The sequence below is a fragment of the Mycobacterium sp. KBS0706 genome, from assembly GCF_005938675.2.
GTDB lineage: Bacteria > Pseudomonadota > Alphaproteobacteria > DSM-16000 > Inquilinaceae > Inquilinus.
Window position 1 is genome coordinate 131,375 of the sequence record NZ_VCCH02000001.1, and the last position, 14,780, is coordinate 146,154.

The 14,780-nt window shown below is 70.4% G+C and carries 13 protein-coding genes and 1 pseudogene; 3 read left to right on the top strand and 11 right to left on the bottom strand.

Features of this window, described 5'->3' with window-relative positions; translation table 11 throughout:
* Positions 1-13: 13 nt before the first annotated feature.
* The 7 genes from FFK22_RS00585 to FFK22_RS00615 form a co-directional block, all read right to left on the bottom strand.
* Entirely contained in the window at positions 14-1,219 is a 1,206-nt protein-coding gene (locus FFK22_RS00585; protein WP_138887655.1) for an aromatic ring-hydroxylating dioxygenase subunit alpha, read from the bottom strand.
* A 79-nt stretch (positions 1,220-1,298) separates the two neighbouring features.
* On the bottom strand, positions 1,299-2,729 hold the full coding sequence (locus FFK22_RS00590) for a glycosyltransferase family 2 protein (protein WP_138887654.1): 1,431 nt from the start codon (positions 2,727-2,729) through the stop codon (positions 1,299-1,301).
* Positions 2,726-3,763 carry a HEAT repeat domain-containing protein gene (locus tag FFK22_RS00595; RefSeq protein ID WP_138887653.1) on the bottom strand — a complete coding sequence of 346 codons (1,038 nt, stop codon included), beginning with the start codon at positions 3,761-3,763 and terminating at the stop codon, positions 2,726-2,728. The genes FFK22_RS00590 and FFK22_RS00595 overlap by 4 nt, the downstream gene beginning before the upstream one ends.
* 4 nt (positions 3,764-3,767) lie before the next feature.
* Positions 3,768-5,123, bottom strand: a complete 1,356-nt coding sequence (locus FFK22_RS00600) for a YaiO family outer membrane beta-barrel protein (protein ID WP_138887652.1) — start codon at positions 5,121-5,123, stop codon at positions 3,768-3,770.
* A complete protein-coding gene (locus FFK22_RS00605; RefSeq protein ID WP_138887651.1) occupies positions 5,120-5,512 on the bottom strand; it encodes a response regulator transcription factor in 393 nt (130 codons plus the stop codon). Before FFK22_RS00605 ends, FFK22_RS00600 begins: the two co-directional genes overlap by 4 nt.
* Positions 5,513-5,517: 5 nt before the next feature.
* Complete coding sequence (locus tag FFK22_RS00610) at positions 5,518-7,134, bottom strand: hypothetical protein (RefSeq protein ID WP_138887650.1); 1,617 nt, start codon at positions 7,132-7,134, stop codon at positions 5,518-5,520.
* Between the two features lie 108 nt (positions 7,135-7,242).
* Positions 7,243-8,217, bottom strand: coding sequence for an aldo/keto reductase (locus FFK22_RS00615; RefSeq protein WP_221938281.1), 975 nt, complete (start codon positions 8,215-8,217; stop codon positions 7,243-7,245).
* Positions 8,218-8,370: 153 nt separating this feature from the next.
* On the opposite strand from FFK22_RS00615, the gene FFK22_RS00620 reads away from it, so the two are divergent.
* On the top strand, positions 8,371-9,240 hold the full coding sequence (locus tag FFK22_RS00620; protein ID WP_138887648.1) for a LysR family transcriptional regulator: 870 nt from the start codon (positions 8,371-8,373) through the stop codon (positions 9,238-9,240).
* Here FFK22_RS00620 and betI read toward each other — a convergent pair.
* The 4 genes and pseudogenes from betI to iolG all read right to left on the bottom strand — a co-directional run bounded on the left by betI (position 9,237) and on the right by iolG (position 11,910).
* Positions 9,237-9,836, bottom strand: a complete 600-nt coding sequence (gene betI / locus FFK22_RS00625) for a transcriptional regulator BetI (protein ID WP_221938282.1) — start codon at positions 9,834-9,836, stop codon at positions 9,237-9,239. The two genes, FFK22_RS00620 and betI, sit on opposite strands and share 4 nt — an antisense overlap.
* Positions 9,837-9,965: 129 nt before the next feature.
* A complete protein-coding gene (locus FFK22_RS44280; RefSeq protein WP_306770059.1) occupies positions 9,966-10,154 on the bottom strand; it encodes a cold-shock protein in 189 nt (62 codons plus the stop codon).
* A gap of 219 nt (positions 10,155-10,373) precedes the next feature.
* Positions 10,374-10,604: pseudogene (locus FFK22_RS44285) on the bottom strand (cold-shock protein); the annotation flags it as partial.
* A gap of 319 nt (positions 10,605-10,923) precedes the next feature.
* The gene (gene iolG, locus FFK22_RS00635) at positions 10,924-11,910 is read right to left on the bottom strand and encodes an inositol 2-dehydrogenase (protein ID WP_138887645.1); all 987 of its coding nucleotides are present in this window, start codon (positions 11,908-11,910) and stop codon (positions 10,924-10,926) included.
* A gap of 136 nt (positions 11,911-12,046) precedes the next feature.
* Between iolG and FFK22_RS00640 the strand changes: the two genes are divergently transcribed.
* Together FFK22_RS00640 and iolC are read left to right on the top strand one after the other, a co-directional pair.
* Entirely contained in the window at positions 12,047-12,865 is an 819-nt protein-coding gene (locus FFK22_RS00640; RefSeq protein WP_138887644.1) for a 5-deoxy-glucuronate isomerase, read from the top strand.
* The gene (gene iolC / locus FFK22_RS00645) at positions 12,858-14,777 is read left to right on the top strand and encodes a 5-dehydro-2-deoxygluconokinase (protein ID WP_138887643.1); all 1,920 of its coding nucleotides are present in this window, start codon (positions 12,858-12,860) and stop codon (positions 14,775-14,777) included. The genes FFK22_RS00640 and iolC overlap by 8 nt, the downstream gene beginning before the upstream one ends.
* The last annotated feature ends 3 nt before the right edge of the window (positions 14,778-14,780 follow it).

The following is a 14,780-nucleotide window of genomic DNA, read 5'->3' on the forward strand; positions in this document are numbered from 1 at the left end:
TCTTTTCTAAACGTCATTCCGCCGCGAAGGCAGGCGCCTGCGAGGCCTCGCGCCGCAGGCTCCAGCCTGGCGGCGGCGGCCGGTGCAGCCGGCTTTCCGGGATCAGCCGGCGCATCGCCCGGGCGAAGCTGCGCAGGCAGACCTCGGTCGTGCCCAACGGGCCGACGGTGTAGCTGGAGGAACCCATGCCGGCCTGCACCCGGTCGATCAGCGTCTTGTCCTCGAGGCTGACCCGGCGGTTGATCCGCCAGTTCAGGTAGCGGGCCGCCTTCATCTCGGGCCGGTGGTCCGGATGGACATAGGCAATCTCGCGGATCATCGTCTCGGTCGGCGAGACCGGGATGAACTGCATGAAGTCGATCTGGTCCGGATAGATGTCGAAGGCGACGTTGGGCCAGAGCTTGAAATAGGTCCACAGCCGCTGCCGCTCCGGCGGCAGATGCGGCACCTCCGGCAGGAAATGCTGATAGGCGCGCTCGGACAGCACGGCCGACGGCCGTTCCTGCAGTTGGCCCCACATCTTGTCGACCCAGGGCCGGGCCTCGACGCCATAGCCGCGGCCGAACAGCCGGGTCAGCCCGGGATGGGCGACGGTGATGTGCAGCCCGTCGGAATAGTTGTCGGCGACGTTCTTCCAGTTGACCGAGCGCGGCCGCATCGTCACCCGGCCCAGCGGCACCATCTCCTCGATCCGGTAGGCCGCCATCTCCTCGGCATAGCCGCCCATCATCTCGGCCACGCTCGGCGTGCCGGGGGCGAGGCGGATGAAGATGAAGCCGCAGAACACCTCGTGCTCGACCGGGACCAGCCCGTGGCTGCCGAAGTCGAAATCGCCGTAGCTGGAGCGCTGCGGCATGCCGATCAGCCGGCCGTCATGCTCATAGGTCCAGGCGTGGTAGGGGCAGACGATGCGGCTGCCGCACTGGCCCTTCGGCCCGTCGAGCAGCCGCGCGGCGCGGTGCCGGCAGACATTGTGGAAGGCCCGCACCTGCCCGTCGCGGCCGCGCAGCACCACCACGTTCTCACCCAGGAACTCGAAGGTGTGGAAGTCGCCCGCCTCGGGGATGTCGTTCAGGTGGCAGACCACCTGCCATGAGGTGCGGAACACCGCCTCCTGCTCGACCGAGAAGAATTCGGCATCGTGATAGAGCCAGGCCGGCAGGCTGACATCGTCATCCGGCAGGCTCGCTTCGGCACGCCGGTGCATCGCTTCGATCATGGACTGGCCTCCCGCGGCCTTCAGGCCACCTTGTTATATGACCGTATAACAATCGGAAGGACAGGGTCAACGCCTTCCGTCAGACCTTTTTGAATCCGGTCCGCGCCATCCGGCCCCAGCCCTCCGCCTTGCGCAGCCAGCGCCACCAGCCGACCACCCGCCACCAGTTGTTGAGCTGGCGGTAGCCGAAATTCTCCGCCACCGCGGCGATGGTGAGCACCGCGATGTCGCGCAGCCGCGGATAGCGGCGCAGCTGGATCTCCTCCAGCACCAGCGAGCCGACGCTGACGAACACGCCGTAGATGAAGGTCAGCGCCGTGAAGGCGATCAGGTAGTCGACGCTGAGCAGCCCGAGCGCGGCGAAGAGCGGGATCAGCACATAGCCAAGCACCTCAAGCGGCGGACCGATGACGTCGACCAGCAGCATCTGGCCGAACCCGATCGTACCGACGGCGCCGTAGCGCGGCCGGAACAGCATGTCCTTGTGCTTGAAGAAGGTCTCCAGCGCGCCGCGCTGCCACCGGCTGCGCTGGCGCCCGAGCGTGCCGAGGTCGCTCGGCGCCTCGGTCCAGCACACCGGCTCCGGCACGAACACGACGCGGTAGTCGCGCTTCGCGTCCCGCAGATGGCGGTGGATCTTGACGATGATCTCCAGGTCCTCGCCGACCGTGCCCAGGCTGTAGCCGCCGACCGCCACCGCCACGTTGCGGCGGAACAGGCCGAAGGCGCCGGAGACGATGGTCAGCGCCTGCATCCGGCTGAGCGCCAGCCGGGCCATCAGGAAGGCCCGCAGATACTCCACGGTCTGGAACAGCGGCAGGATCTGGCGCGGCAGGCCGACCCGCACCACCCGGCCGGAGCGGACCTCGCAGCCATTGGCGATGCGGATCGTGCCGCCCGACACCACCGTCCGCACCGGATCCTCGACGAAGGGCTGGACCACGCCCAGCAGGCTGTCGGCCTCGAGCAGGCTGTCCGCGTCCACGGCGCAGAACAGCGGGTTGCGCGACACGACGATGCCGGCGTTCAGCGCGTCCGCCTTGCCGCCATTCGTCTTGTCAACCACCACCAGGTTGGGCTGCCGCGGCGTACCGTAGAGGCCGCGGATCGGCTGGTGTGGGATCATGTCCTCATAGGCGCGGGTGACCGGTACCAACTCGAAGGCCTCGATCAGCCGGGCCATGGTGGCGTCCTTCGAGCCGTCGTTGATCACCACGATCTCGAAGCGCGGATACTGCAGCCCCAGCAGCGACCGCACATTCTCGACCACCGTCGCCTCCTCGTTATAGGCGGGGACCAGCAGCGAGATCGGCGGCGCGACATCGGCATAGGCGGCCCAAAGCGATGGGCTGGCTTCGACCGGCGGGGCTCGGCGCAGGGTCCAGAAGGCGACGGCCAGCTCGACCATATAGATCGCGGATTGCGCCAGGCCGGTGGCGATCACCAGCCAGCCGATGATCGGCGCCAGGACCAGCAGGACTGCTTCGGCGCCGGCGAGGAAGTCCGTCATCCTGCCCCCTGCATCAGGACGGCCTGGGCGATCCGGCCGGCCGCGCCCGGCTCCTCGGCCCGCCGGCGCAGGATCGCCAGCCCCGCCTCGCCCAGCTTGGCCAAGGCTTCGGCCGCCCGCATCCGGACCCACCACACCTCGTCGTCCAGCCGGGCCTCGAGATCCGCCGTCAGCTCGGTCAGCCCGATCGCGGCGGCGCAGCGCGCGGCCTGCGTCCGCACCTCCCAGGCCGGATCGGCCAGCCCCCGCCGCACCGCCGGGGCGGCCGCCGGATGCGCCAGCCTGGCGAGCACGCGGAAGGCCTCCGCCCGGACATCGACCATCGGGTCGCCGGCCGCCGCCAGCACGACCGGCAGGGCCGTGAGCATGCCGGCCTCGCCGAGCGCATCGAGCGCCAGCACCCGCTGGCGCATATCCGGCGCCGCGCCGGCCAGCCGCAGGAACAGCTCCGGATGCTGCGACACCAGCCGGCGGAACACCCGTGCGGAGGCGCGGGACTCCAGGCCGCCCGCCTCGGCCAGCAACGACACCAGCCGGCCGGCATCGAGCGGCGCGTCGAGATCGACCAGCACCTCCGCCGCGGCCAGGCGCATCGCAGCGCCGGGCCCGCTTTCCACCACCTGCCGCAGCGTCCGCTCGGTCTCCGCCCCCGGAAACAGCCGCAGGCTGTGGATCGTCGCGACCGAATCCGCCCCGGCCGGGCTGGCCAGCCGGCGCCTGAGAACGGTGTCCAGGCCCAGCGACCGGATCAGGTCGACCAGGCGGCGCAGGCCGTCCCCCCGGATCAGCCGGTCGATCCGGACCAGCAGATCGACCACGGAGCGCCCATCGGCCTCGGCCAGCGCCCGCCGCAGGGCGCTCTCGTCGATCTCGTTGCCGAGGAAGGCGAAGATCTTGCCCTGCAGGACTCTGACGACGGCCCGGCTTCGCCTGGCCTGGGCCTGCAGCAGCGCCCGGCGCAGGATCAGCACCGCCATCACCACCAGTGCGGCCAGGGCCAGCGCGAGGGAGACGGTCCAGATGGCAAGCAGCATGGCGTCAGAACCGATAGGTCAGGCCGAGCGTCACGCCGTAGCGAGTCGGGCCGTCCAACTGCTCCTCGCCCTCGCCGGTCAGCGTCAGCCCGACCTGGTCGTCCAGGTCGACGCCGAGCCCGCCGAAGACGGTGCGAGTCTCGATGGTCGTGTTGATCTCGGTGTCGAGCGCCCGGCTGTAGCCGGCGAAGACCCGCAGCCAGTCCTTCGCCTGCCAGTCGCCGCGGACCAGCCAGCCGACCTGCCAGTCGCCATACCGGTCGCGGCTGAGCGGCAGTTGGAAGGTCAGCCACAGCCGCTCGGCGAAGAGGTGCTGCTGGAACCCCGGCGCCAGGGTCAGCACGTCGAAGCCGTCGTAGGACTGATAGCGGACGTCGCCGGTCAGGGCGGTGCGGCCGAGGAAGCCCTGCCGGTCTCCGGCGCTGACCGTGACGGTGGTGCCGCCGGCCAGAGACCAGCGCGGCAGGAACTCCGAATCCGGGGCGATGGTGGCGGCCAGCGTGCCTTCGACCCCATCGGCGAGGCGCTGGAAGATCCCGGCCTCGAATTGCTCGCTGAACTCGCCGAAGCGGCTATGGAACGACACGCCGCCGAAGACGGCCGTGGCCGGCGAGAAGCGGTAGCCGATGGTGACGCCGCCTTCGCGCCAGGGCGCCCGCGCCGCGCCGTCATAGACGCTGTATCCGCCGCTGAGGTCGAGCCGCCAGGGATGCTCGACCGTGGTGCCGGCGGCGAGGCGCCGGCGCCGCTCGGCGATGTCGGCATTGCCCGGCTCGCGGGCCTCGGCCTCGTCGTATTCGGCGGCTGCGGCGTCGAACTGGCCGCGCGCGGCGGCAACGTCGCCCAGCCCGACATGCGGGTCGGCCAGATTCGGGGCCGCGTCCCGGGCGGCGCGATAGGCACCCTCGGCCTCGTCCAGCCGGTTCTGGTAGAGGGCGATGCGGCCCTTGAGGGCCAGCGCCTCGGCATTGCCCGGGTCCCGCGCCAGCACGGCATCGACCTCCGCCGCCGCCTCGGCATAGCGGCCCTGGTAGCTGCGGATCCGCGCGATGGCGAGCCGGACATCGGCATAATCCGGCGCCAGCGCCTGCGCCTGGCCGAGCGTGTCGAGCGCCAGGTCGTAGCGCTGCTGGAAACCTTGGATCTGGCCGAGCAGCAGCAGGATGTCGGCGTCCTTCGGCGCCATCGTCCGGGCCTCAGTGAGGAGCTGGACGGCGCGGTCGAAATCATTGGCCCGGCGCGCCTCCAGCGCCGATTTGTACAGCTCCTCGGCCGTGGCCGCACGGGCGGCCGGAATTGCGGCGGTGGTCAATGCGAGCGCGAGCAGGATGGCGGCGCAGGCACCGCGGCCTGGCGTCACGACGGCCTCTGGCGATTGCGCAGAATCCGCTGGATTCGCAGCACCAGCTCGTCGGGAAGGAACGGCTTGACCAGATAGTCATGGGCGCCGAGCGACAGGCCGGCCACCACATCCTGCTCCTGCCGGCGCGCGGTCAGCATGATCACCGGAACGTCGCACGTCACGCCGCTGTCGGACAGCCGCTGCAGGACCTGGAAGCCGTCGAGGCCGGGCATCATGCCGTCGAGCACGATCAGGTCGGGCGGCGATGCCGAGGCCACTTCGAGGGCCGCCTCGCCATCCTCGGCCAGCTCGACCTCATAGCCGCGGCTGCGCAGCTTGAACTCGAGCAGGTCGCGCAGCAGCTCGTCGTCATCCACGACCAGGATCTTCGGCTTGGCAGGCGACATGTGGCTCAGGGCTCCTTGCGGGGGCTGTCGAGCAGCCCGTGCACGGCAATGCCGGCGAAGGCCGGCCAGACGGAGAGGACCGGCCGGATGCGGTCGATCGCCGCCGTCAGCGCCGCGGCGTCGCCGAGGAAGCTGAGCCGGCCGGCGGGCAGCCGGTGGTCGCCCCGGCGGCGATAGGCCTGCCCCGCCGGACTGGCGCGGGGCCGGTCGAGCAGAACGAGAATCCGACGGCCGTCGAGCGTGACTCGCCACAGCTCGCCCTCCGCGGCCGGGCGGAACGACTGGACGCGGTCATCCGGCAGCGGCCCGGCCTCCAGCGCGACGGTCATGGGCCGGTCGTGCGCGCCAGCCCAGGCCAGGGCGCTTTCGGCGGCGGCGACGATCTCGTCCGGCCTGGTGCGATAGGCCATGACGGCGAAGCGGTCCGCCGCCGCGGCGAGCCGGTCGAGAGAACCGGCCATCTCCGGCATATCGAGCCACCAGAAGGGCAGGACCACCTCGACCGGGCCGGCAGCTTCTCGCTTCAGCCGCTGCAGCGTGCCGAGATAGGCGGCGATGCCGGCGGCCCGGTCGAGCGGCCAGCCGGCGAGCAGATAGGGCTCGATGTCGTACTGGATTCCGTCCAGGGCCGGTGAGCCGCGGTTGAAGGCCGCGATCGCCCGCGTGCGCGCCAGGAATGGCGGCCGGCCCGCCTTGGTGATGGCCGCCGGGTCCCCTTCGACCGCCCAGACCGACAGGCCCGCGGCGCGGGCAGCCTGCAGGAAGGATCGCAGCCGGCCGGCATCCGCCACGGCGCCGTCGCGGATGTCGAGGCCGATGAAGATCCGGTCCAGCCCGCGATCCCGCGCCGCGGCGATGAGGCCGTCGCCATCGTCCCGCCACTGCGCCGGACGCCAGGCCCAAGTCGACAGCGGCACCGGCCGGTCCTCGCCCCCGCGCAGCCGGAGGGAGCGAAGCGAGATCCGCGCCGACCCCTCCGGACAGCGGAGGGTCGCCGCGACCCGAGCATCCCGATCGCCCGCAAGCGGGACGACCTCCTGCTGTCCCGTGCCCGGCGGCAGGCGGCCGATCGGCGCCTCACTGCCCAGGGAAATATCAAAGGGCGTGTCCGCGTCGTACTCGGCCGCCAGGTCCAGCCGGGCGCCACGCGGGAGATGGCCGGGCAGCTCCACGATGGCCGAACCCGCCGCCGTCCCGGCCGCACACTCCACCGCCACGGTCCCCGGAGCGGCCCGACGCAGCACCGCCCGCCCGACGGCGCGCGGCCTGGCCTGGTCGAGCAGGTCCGGCCCGACCGGCAGCATGGGACCGGAGGCCGAGGCGTGCCCGTCATCGAGCTCAATCTCGGAGATCGCGATCGGGTCGTCCGGAGCGGCCGGCACAGGCCCGATGAGCCGGATCACCGGATTGCGGTCCTGCGAGGCAGGCTCGAACCCGAGCCACCGCACGCGGGCGGCGCCGACCGGCAGGGCCAGTGCGGGACACGCCGGCCGGTCCGGCGAGATCGCGAGCACGAGCCGGGCCCCGGCCATGTCCTCGGACACCCGGCTGAGGCTGGCCCCGGCCGGCGGTGACGCGCACACGCTCAGCCAGACGATCGAAGCAGCGGCGGCAAGCGCCATCCAAGCACCGAATCCGAGTAATGTTCGGCATCGAGTATAGTTAGGAACCGCCGCCGCAGAAATCCGATCGTCGCGAAAAATATTCTATTCGCGCGAGGACTCTGATCCTCACCGCGCCCGCGCCGCGCCCTCCGGCGGGCGGTCGACCAGCCGCTCGATCTCGGCCATGACGTCGTCCGGCAACGGCCCTTTCCCCAGTGCACCCGCATTCTCCCGCACCTGCGTCACTGACCGGAAGCCGGGGATCGGCAGCGTCCGCGGCGACTTGGCCCAGAGCCAGGCAAGTGCCCCCTGGGCCGGGCTGCGGCCGCCGGCCGTGAGCAGGTGCCGAATCCGATCCAGCCGCTCGGCGAAGCCGGGCACCACGCGGCCATCCTTGAAATAGTCCATCCAGCCGAAGGTGTTGGACCGGACGTCGTCCGCCGGCAGCGCCTGCCCGGCCGCGAACTTGCCGGTCAGCAGCCCCATGGCCAGCGGCGAGCGGTTGATCGAGATCAGGCCATGCGCCTCGACCGCTCCGAGCAGGCCGGGTGCGTCGAAAAACAGGTTCATGCCGTGCTGTACGGCGACGAAGCCCGGCCGCCCGGCATAGGCCGCAGCCCTATCCGGGAAATCGGTGCTCCAACCATAGGCGCCGATGACACCCGCGGCGCGAAGCCGGTCCAACTCGTCGAACACCTCGCCGGCCGGCTCGACCGCCACGTCGTTCAGGTGCAATTGCACCAAGTCGATCCGGTCGCGGCGCAGCCGGCGCAGCGACGCCTCGACTGCGCTGCGCGTCTCCTGCCGCAGATCGCCATCCGCGATGCTGCCAGCCATCTGTTTTGTCACCGGATCGAAGCGGTTGCCGAGCTTGGTTGCGATCACGACCTCGTCGTGACCCTCCAGGGCCTGGCCAAGCACCTCCTCGGAATGGCCGGCGCCGTAGACGTCGGCGGTGTCGAAGAACCGGATGCCGAGATCGACGGCACAGCGGATGGCCGCCGTCGATTCCGCATCGTCGACCGTGCCGTAGCCGAGCGGCGTGTCGCCGGCGAAGAACGGGCCGCCGATCGCCCAGCAGCCGAGGCCGAGGCGCGGCACCTCGCGCCCATCCCATAGGCGAATTGCCGGTTCGGGTCGGTCAGTCATGGCACCTACCTTTTCATCATCGAAAAGAATTTGGATCAACCAGAGAAAGGCTATCGGCTATGGTCCAACCCTGGAACAGACAGCATTGAAACAAGCGTTGCAGAAATGAAAAGCTCGGTAGACTGGGAGGACATCCATCTGTTCCTGGCCGTGGCCCGCGGCGAGGGGCTGAGCGCCGCGGCCCGCCAGGCGGGGTCGAGCCCGGCCACGCTGGGGCGCCGGATGACGGCGCTGGAGCGCAGCCTGGGCCAGCGCCTGTTCGTGCGGGAGCGGCTGGGCTACCGGCTGACCGAGCCGGGGCGCCAGTTCCTGGCCCAGGCCGAGGAGATGGAGGCGGCCGCCACCGGCATCGAGCGCTGGCGCGACGGCCTGTCGCCGCGCCGCACCGTGCGGATCTCGGCCGGGACCTGGACCTCCTGGTTCCTGGCCCGGCACATCGACGCGCTGTGGTCGCCCGGCGAGCCCTGGACGATCGACTTCGTCGCCGCCAACGCCCGGCTCGACATCGCCCGCGGCCAAGCCGATATCGGCGTGCGCAACCGCCGGCCGGAAGAGCCGTGGCTGGCGGGGCGGCGGACCGGCGACGTAGCCTTCGCCGTCTATGGCCGGCGCGGTGATGCGCTGGAGCAGCGCTGGATCGGCGTCACCGGCGACGGCGCCGTCACCCCCTCCGCCCGCTGGGTGGCGGAGCGGCACGCCGCCGCCACCGTGGTGCGGGGCAACGATCCCCGCCTGATCCTGGACCTGCTGCGCCGCGGCGTCGGCCGGGCGGTGCTGCCCTGCTTCGTCGGCGACGCCGATCCGGAGCTCCAGCGGCTGCAGGAGATCGAGGATCTGCGCCACCAGCAATGGCTGGTGCTGCACCAGGACGAGCGCCGCCACCCCGCGGTGCGCGCCGTGATCGAGCGCATCGTCCGGCTTATGCGCGAGAACCGGGCGCTGCTGCGGGGCGAAGGCAGCGGCGCAGACGCCTAGGCACCGTCCGCCGCCAGCCCCATGGCGTTGCCGGACAGGAGGCCGTCGACCCAGCCATTGGCGATGCGGACGGCGTCCTCCGGCGTGAACACGGAAGGGTCCAGGCAGAGCTCGAGCCACAGCCCGTCGAGCATGGCGGTGAAGGCCAGCGCCGCCAGCGCCGCGTCGACCCGGCGCGACCGGGCTTCGGCTGCGGCGACGATCAGCCCCTCCAGACGCTGGCGATAAGCGGCGTAGACATCGCGGTGGATCCGGCGGATCGCCTCGTCGCGGCGCACCAGCGCCCAGAAGGACAGCCAGAGTGACAGCAGGTCGGGGTCCAGCACCGGCGGCCGGAAGCTGGCATCGATGAAGGCGCGCAACCGCGCCTCGGGCGTCGGCTCCGCCGCGTCCAACGCGACCGCCAGCGTCTCGGCGACATGGCTGCCGATGGATCGGTAGGTTTCGGCGATCAGGGTGTCGATGCCGCCGAAATAATGGCGCACCAAGCCGGGCGACACGCCGGCACGGGCGCACACCTCGCGCACGGACGTGGCCGCATGGCCGCGTTCGGCCAGGCATCGGGCCGTGGCTTCGATCAGCGCCCGGCGTCGCACCGCCGGCAGTTCGCGCGTGAATTTCGCGCGCGGCCCTGATTTATCGTCAGGCACGCGATCGGATGGGGCGGAGCGGGACTCGGCCACGAAAGGCAACGGCCCGGGGTCGCCCCCGGGCCGTGTCCGTCGTCACAGCAGCTGGACGGCTTCCGCCATCGGGCCCTTCTGGCCCATGCGGACCGTCAGCCGGACCCGCTGCTCGCTGTTCAGGCTCGGCAGGCCGGCCTTCTGCAGCGCGCGCGAGGCGACGTAGACGTCCTTGCCGCCGTCATCCGGCGTCACGAACCCGAAGCCCTTCTCGGCATTGAAGAACTTCACCGTGCCCTCGACCTCGGTCGCCGGGCCGCTGAAGCCGCCGCGGTCGCCGCCGAAGCCGCCACGATCGCCGCCGAAACCGCCGCCGCCGAAGCCGCCACCACCGCCGAAGCCGCCGCGATCACCGCGGTCGCCGAAGCGGTTGGGCCGGAAGCCACCACCAGCGCCGGCTCCGCCGGCCGGCGGAGCGCCGAGCTCTTCGACACGATGGATCACCGCGACCTGCGGGCCCTTCTGACCTTCCGCGATATCGCAGACGATCTTCGTGCCCTCATACATCTCGCGATGGCCGGACTGTTCCACGACCGAGGCGTGCAGGAACGCGTCCGGCGAACCGTCCGTCACCTGGACGAAGCCGAAGCCCTTCGTCGGGTTGAACCACTTGACCACTGCCGTCACGTCACGGCGATATTCGCCGCCTCCGACGCGCGGCGGATGACGTCGGTTCATCATTGAACTGAAACTCCAAGAGAAAGTGCTGCACCAGGACCAAGGGTGCGGCTTCCGCGAGCGGAAACCAGAATCTGTCCGCTCGCAACCGGATTTTCCCCGGTGCTGGACGGTCTGAACGTTTTTGTCGAGACGACCATTCGTTACCTAGAGACAACCAGCCCGCGCGTGACGACCACCCGCGGGCGAAGAACGTCTCTCTACCCCTCAGCCGAGCCTACAGAAGACACCCGGGCGAACTATAACCTCAGGCCGAGCGCCTTGACCATAGGCGTTCCGCCGGAGTCGGAGAGAATCTTTCGCAGGACAATTCGAGATGGACTCAGCGCGACAGCCGCACCGGAACGCCGGTCTTGACCGATTCCCAGGCGGCGTCGGCAAGCAGCAGGGCGCGCTTGCCATCCTCGCCGCCGGCCCGGGGCGCCCGCCCCTCCAGCACCGCGTCGATGAAGTCGTCGAGCTCGCGCCGATAGGCATCGGCATAGCGCTCCAGGAAGAAATGCAGCGGCTTGTCCCGCACCACCCCATCGGCGCTGGCGTATTCCACCGTGGTCGCGGCCCGGTTCTCGGCCCGCAGCATGCCGAGTGACCCGAAGGCCTCGACCCGCTGGTCGTAGCCGTAGACGGCGCGGCGGCTGTTCGAGATCTGGGCGATGGCGCCGCCCGCGGTCTTCAGCGTCACCACCGCGGTGTCGACGTCGCCCTCGGCGCCGATCGCCGGGTCGACCAGGTTGCTGGCCGTCGCGTAGAGCTCCACCGGCTCCTCGCCCAGCAGCCAGCGGGCGATGTCGAAATCATGGATCATCATGTCCCGGAACAGCCCGCCAGAGACGCGAATGTAGCTGGCCGGCGGCGGGCCGGGGTCGCGGCTGGTGATCGCCACCAGCTCGACCTTGCCGATGCGGCCCTCGGCGATGCCGGCATGGACCGCCTCGAAGCTGGGGTCGAAGCGCCGGTTGAAGCCGAGCGCCAGCGGCACCCCGGACTGGGCGACGATGTCGAGGCAGCCCTCGACCCGGGCGCTGTCGAGGTCGATCGGCTTCTCACAGAAGATCGCCTTGCCGGCCTTGGCCGCTGCCTCGATCAGGTCGGCATGGGTGTCGGTCGAGCTGGCGATCACCACCGCGTCGGCGCCGTCCAGCGCCGCGAGACCGTCGCCGACCACAGCGCCGTGCTGCTTCGCCAGCGCCTCGGCCGACTCGTGGTGCACGTCGACCACGGCGACCAGCTGGGTCCGCGGGTTCCGGGCGATGTTGTCGGCATGGATCTTCCCGATCCGTCCGGCACCGAACTGGCAGATCTTGAGCATGAGTCCTCTCCCTCGCGACGCGCTGGATCATCGGCCCGGCGACGGCCTGCTGCGACAGAAAAATCAGAATTCCGAGGTTGCAGTCAAATGGAATATTTGTTCTATTTGACCGAAATAGAGTTCGGGAGGACAGCCCATGACCCGCCATCTGACCGGCCACCGCGGCGGCTTCGGCCCGGGGCTGACGCAGATCACCCGCTTCGACGAGCCCGAGGACGACACCGGCATTGCCGTCGCCGTGCTGAAGCTGGCGCCGGGCGAGAGCCGCGAGATCGAGACCGCGAACGAGACCGCCTGGCTGCTGATGTCCGGCACCGCCGAGGTCACCGTCGATAACCGGTCTGTGCACTTTTCCCGCGCGTCGCTGTTCGATGAATCGGCCAGCGCCGTGCATGTCGCGACCGGCGCACGGGTGCGGCTTTCTGCCGAGACCGAGGCGGAGTTCACAGTCTACGAGACGAAGAACGCCAAACCCTTCCCGTCACGTGTCTTCGGGCCGGCGGACGTGCCGAACGAGCACCGCGGCCGCGGCCAGGTCGACGACGCCTGCTACCGCTATGTCCGCACCATCTTCGACCTGCGCAACAGCGACCCGAATGCCGAGCTGGTGCTGGGCGAGGTGGTGACCTTCCCCGGCCGCTGGTCGAGCTATCCGCCGCACCACCATCCGCAGCCGGAGATCTATCATTACCGCTTCACCGATCCGCGCGGTTACGGCCATGCCGAGCTGGGCGAGACGGTGCTGAAGGTACGCGCCAACGACACCATCAAGATCTTCGACGGCTTCGACCATGCACAATGCGCGGCGCCTGGCTACGGCATGTACTACGCCTGGGTGATCCGGCACTTGGCCGGCAACCCCTACACCGTGCCGGAGTTCACCGAGGAGCATCGCTGGACCATGGACGAGAAGGCCGAGTTCTGGCGCCCGGCGGGAGTCTCGCGTCATGGCTGAGCCTGTGCTCGACGTGATCTGCATCGGCCGGTCCTCGGTCGACCTCTATGGCGAGCAGGTCGGCGGCCGGCTGGAGGACATGGCGTCCTTCGCCAAATATGTCGGCGGCTGCCCGACCAACATCTCGGTCGGCGGCGCCCGGCTGGGCCTGCGCACCGCGCTGCTGACCCGGGTCGGCGACGAGCATATGGGCCGCTTCATCCGCGAGCAGCTGGCGGCCGAAGGCGTCGACACCAGCCATGTTATCAGCGATCCGCAGCGCCTGACCGCGCTGGTGATCCTGGGCATCCGCGACCGCCACACCTTCCCGCTGATCTTCTATCGCGAGGACTGCGCCGACATGGCGCTGTCCGAGGACGACATCGACGAGGCCTTCATCGCCTCGGCCAAGGCGGTGGTCGTCACCGGCACCCATTTCTCCACCCCCGGCGTCGCGGCGATGAGCCGGAAGGCGATGCGGCTGGCCCATGCCCATGCTCGCCGCGTGGTGCTGGACATCGACTACCGCCCGGTGCTGTGGGCCCTGACCGGCCATGGGCTGGGTGAGGAGCGCTTCGTCGAGAGCTCCGCCGTCAGCGCCCATCTGCAGGCGATCCTGCCCGAGTGCGACCTGATCGTCGGCACCGAGGAGGAGATCCACATCGCCGGCGGCGCCACCGACACGCTGGCGGCGCTGCGCCGGGTGCGGGAACTGAGCGCCGCCACGATCGTGGTCAAGCGCGGGCCGATGGGCTGCGTCGTGTTCCCCGGCGCGATCCCGGACGACATCGAGCAGGGGGTGAAAGGCCCCGGCTTCCCGGTCGAGGTCTACAACGTGCTGGGCGCCGGCGACGGCTTCATGGCCGGCTTCCTGCGCGGCTGGCTGCGCGACGAGCCGGTCGAGGCCGCCTGCCGCTATGCCAATGCCTGCGGCGCCTTCGCCGTGTCGCGCCATGGCTGTGCCCCGTCCTACCCGAGCTGGGCGGAGCTGTCGCAGTTCCTGGCCGAGGGCAGCGCCCATCACCGGCTGCGCGAGGATCCCGCCCTGAACCAGGTGCATTGGGCGACGACCCGGATCCGCGACTGGCCCGAGGTCCATGCCATGGCCTTCGATCACCGGTCCCAGCTGGAGGAGATGGTCGCGCGCCACGGCGTCGACCCGGAGCGGATCGGCGAGTTCAAGCTGCTGGCCTGGCAGGCGGCGAAGCAGGCGCATGGCGACCGGCCCGGCTTCGGCGTGCTGATCGACGGGCGGCTGGGCAGCGAGGCGCTGTTCGCCGCCGCCGGCACCGGCGCCTGGATCGGCCGGCCGATCGAGCTGCCGGGGTCGCGCCCCCTGCGCTTCGAAGGCGGGCCGGATGTCGGCGTCACTCTGCGGGAATGGCCGCTGGAGCATGTGGTGAAATGCCTGGTGCAATACCACCCGGACGACCCGCCGCAGATCCAGGCCGAGCAGGACCGGCAGCTGCTGGCTCTGTTCGACGCCAGCCGTGCCACCCGGCACGAGCTGCTGATCGAGGTGATCCCACCGAAATCGATGCCGGCCGACGACCGCACCGTGGCCCGGGCGCTGGATCATCTCTACGGCATCGGCATCCATCCGGATTGGTGGAAGCTGCCGCCGCCGCCCTCGGAGGCCGCCTGGGCGGCGATCCAGGAGGTGATCGCCCGGCGCGACCCGCATTGCCGCGGCGTGGTGCTGCTGGGGCTGGAGGCGCCGGAGGAGGAGCTGACGGCTGCCTTCACTTTGGCCGCGCGCCAGCCCTGGTGCCGCGGCTTCGCGGTCGGCCGCACCATCTTCGGCCGCGCCGCCGAGGACTGGATCGCCGGGCGCATCGACGACGACGAAGCGGTGAGACGGATGGCCGCCAGCTATGGCAGCCTGATCGCCGCCTGGGAGAATGCCCGCGCCGCAGCGCAAGCCGCGGCCTGAAGG

Coding starts and splice junctions, on each gene's coding strand:
- FFK22_RS00595 (WP_138887653.1), bottom strand. CDS start 3,763: ATGCTGCTTGCCATCTGGACCGTCTCCCTCGCGCTGGCCCTGGCCGCA.
- iolG (WP_138887645.1), bottom strand. CDS start 11,910: ATGCTCAAGATCTGCCAGTTCGGTGCCGGACGGATCGGGAAGATCCAT.
- FFK22_RS00640 (WP_138887644.1), top strand. CDS start 12,047: ATGACCCGCCATCTGACCGGCCACCGCGGCGGCTTCGGCCCGGGGCTG.
- FFK22_RS00590 (WP_138887654.1), bottom strand. CDS start 2,729: ATGACGGACTTCCTCGCCGGCGCCGAAGCAGTCCTGCTGGTCCTGGCG.
- FFK22_RS00605 (WP_138887651.1), bottom strand. CDS start 5,512: ATGTCGCCTGCCAAGCCGAAGATCCTGGTCGTGGATGACGACGAGCTG.
- FFK22_RS00585 (WP_138887655.1), bottom strand. CDS start 1,219: ATGATCGAAGCGATGCACCGGCGTGCCGAAGCGAGCCTGCCGGATGAC.
- iolC (WP_138887643.1), top strand. CDS start 12,858: ATGGCTGAGCCTGTGCTCGACGTGATCTGCATCGGCCGGTCCTCGGTC.
- FFK22_RS00610 (WP_138887650.1), bottom strand. CDS start 7,134: ATGGCGCTTGCCGCCGCTGCTTCGATCGTCTGGCTGAGCGTGTGCGCG.
- FFK22_RS00620 (WP_138887648.1), top strand. CDS start 8,371: ATGAAAAGCTCGGTAGACTGGGAGGACATCCATCTGTTCCTGGCCGTG.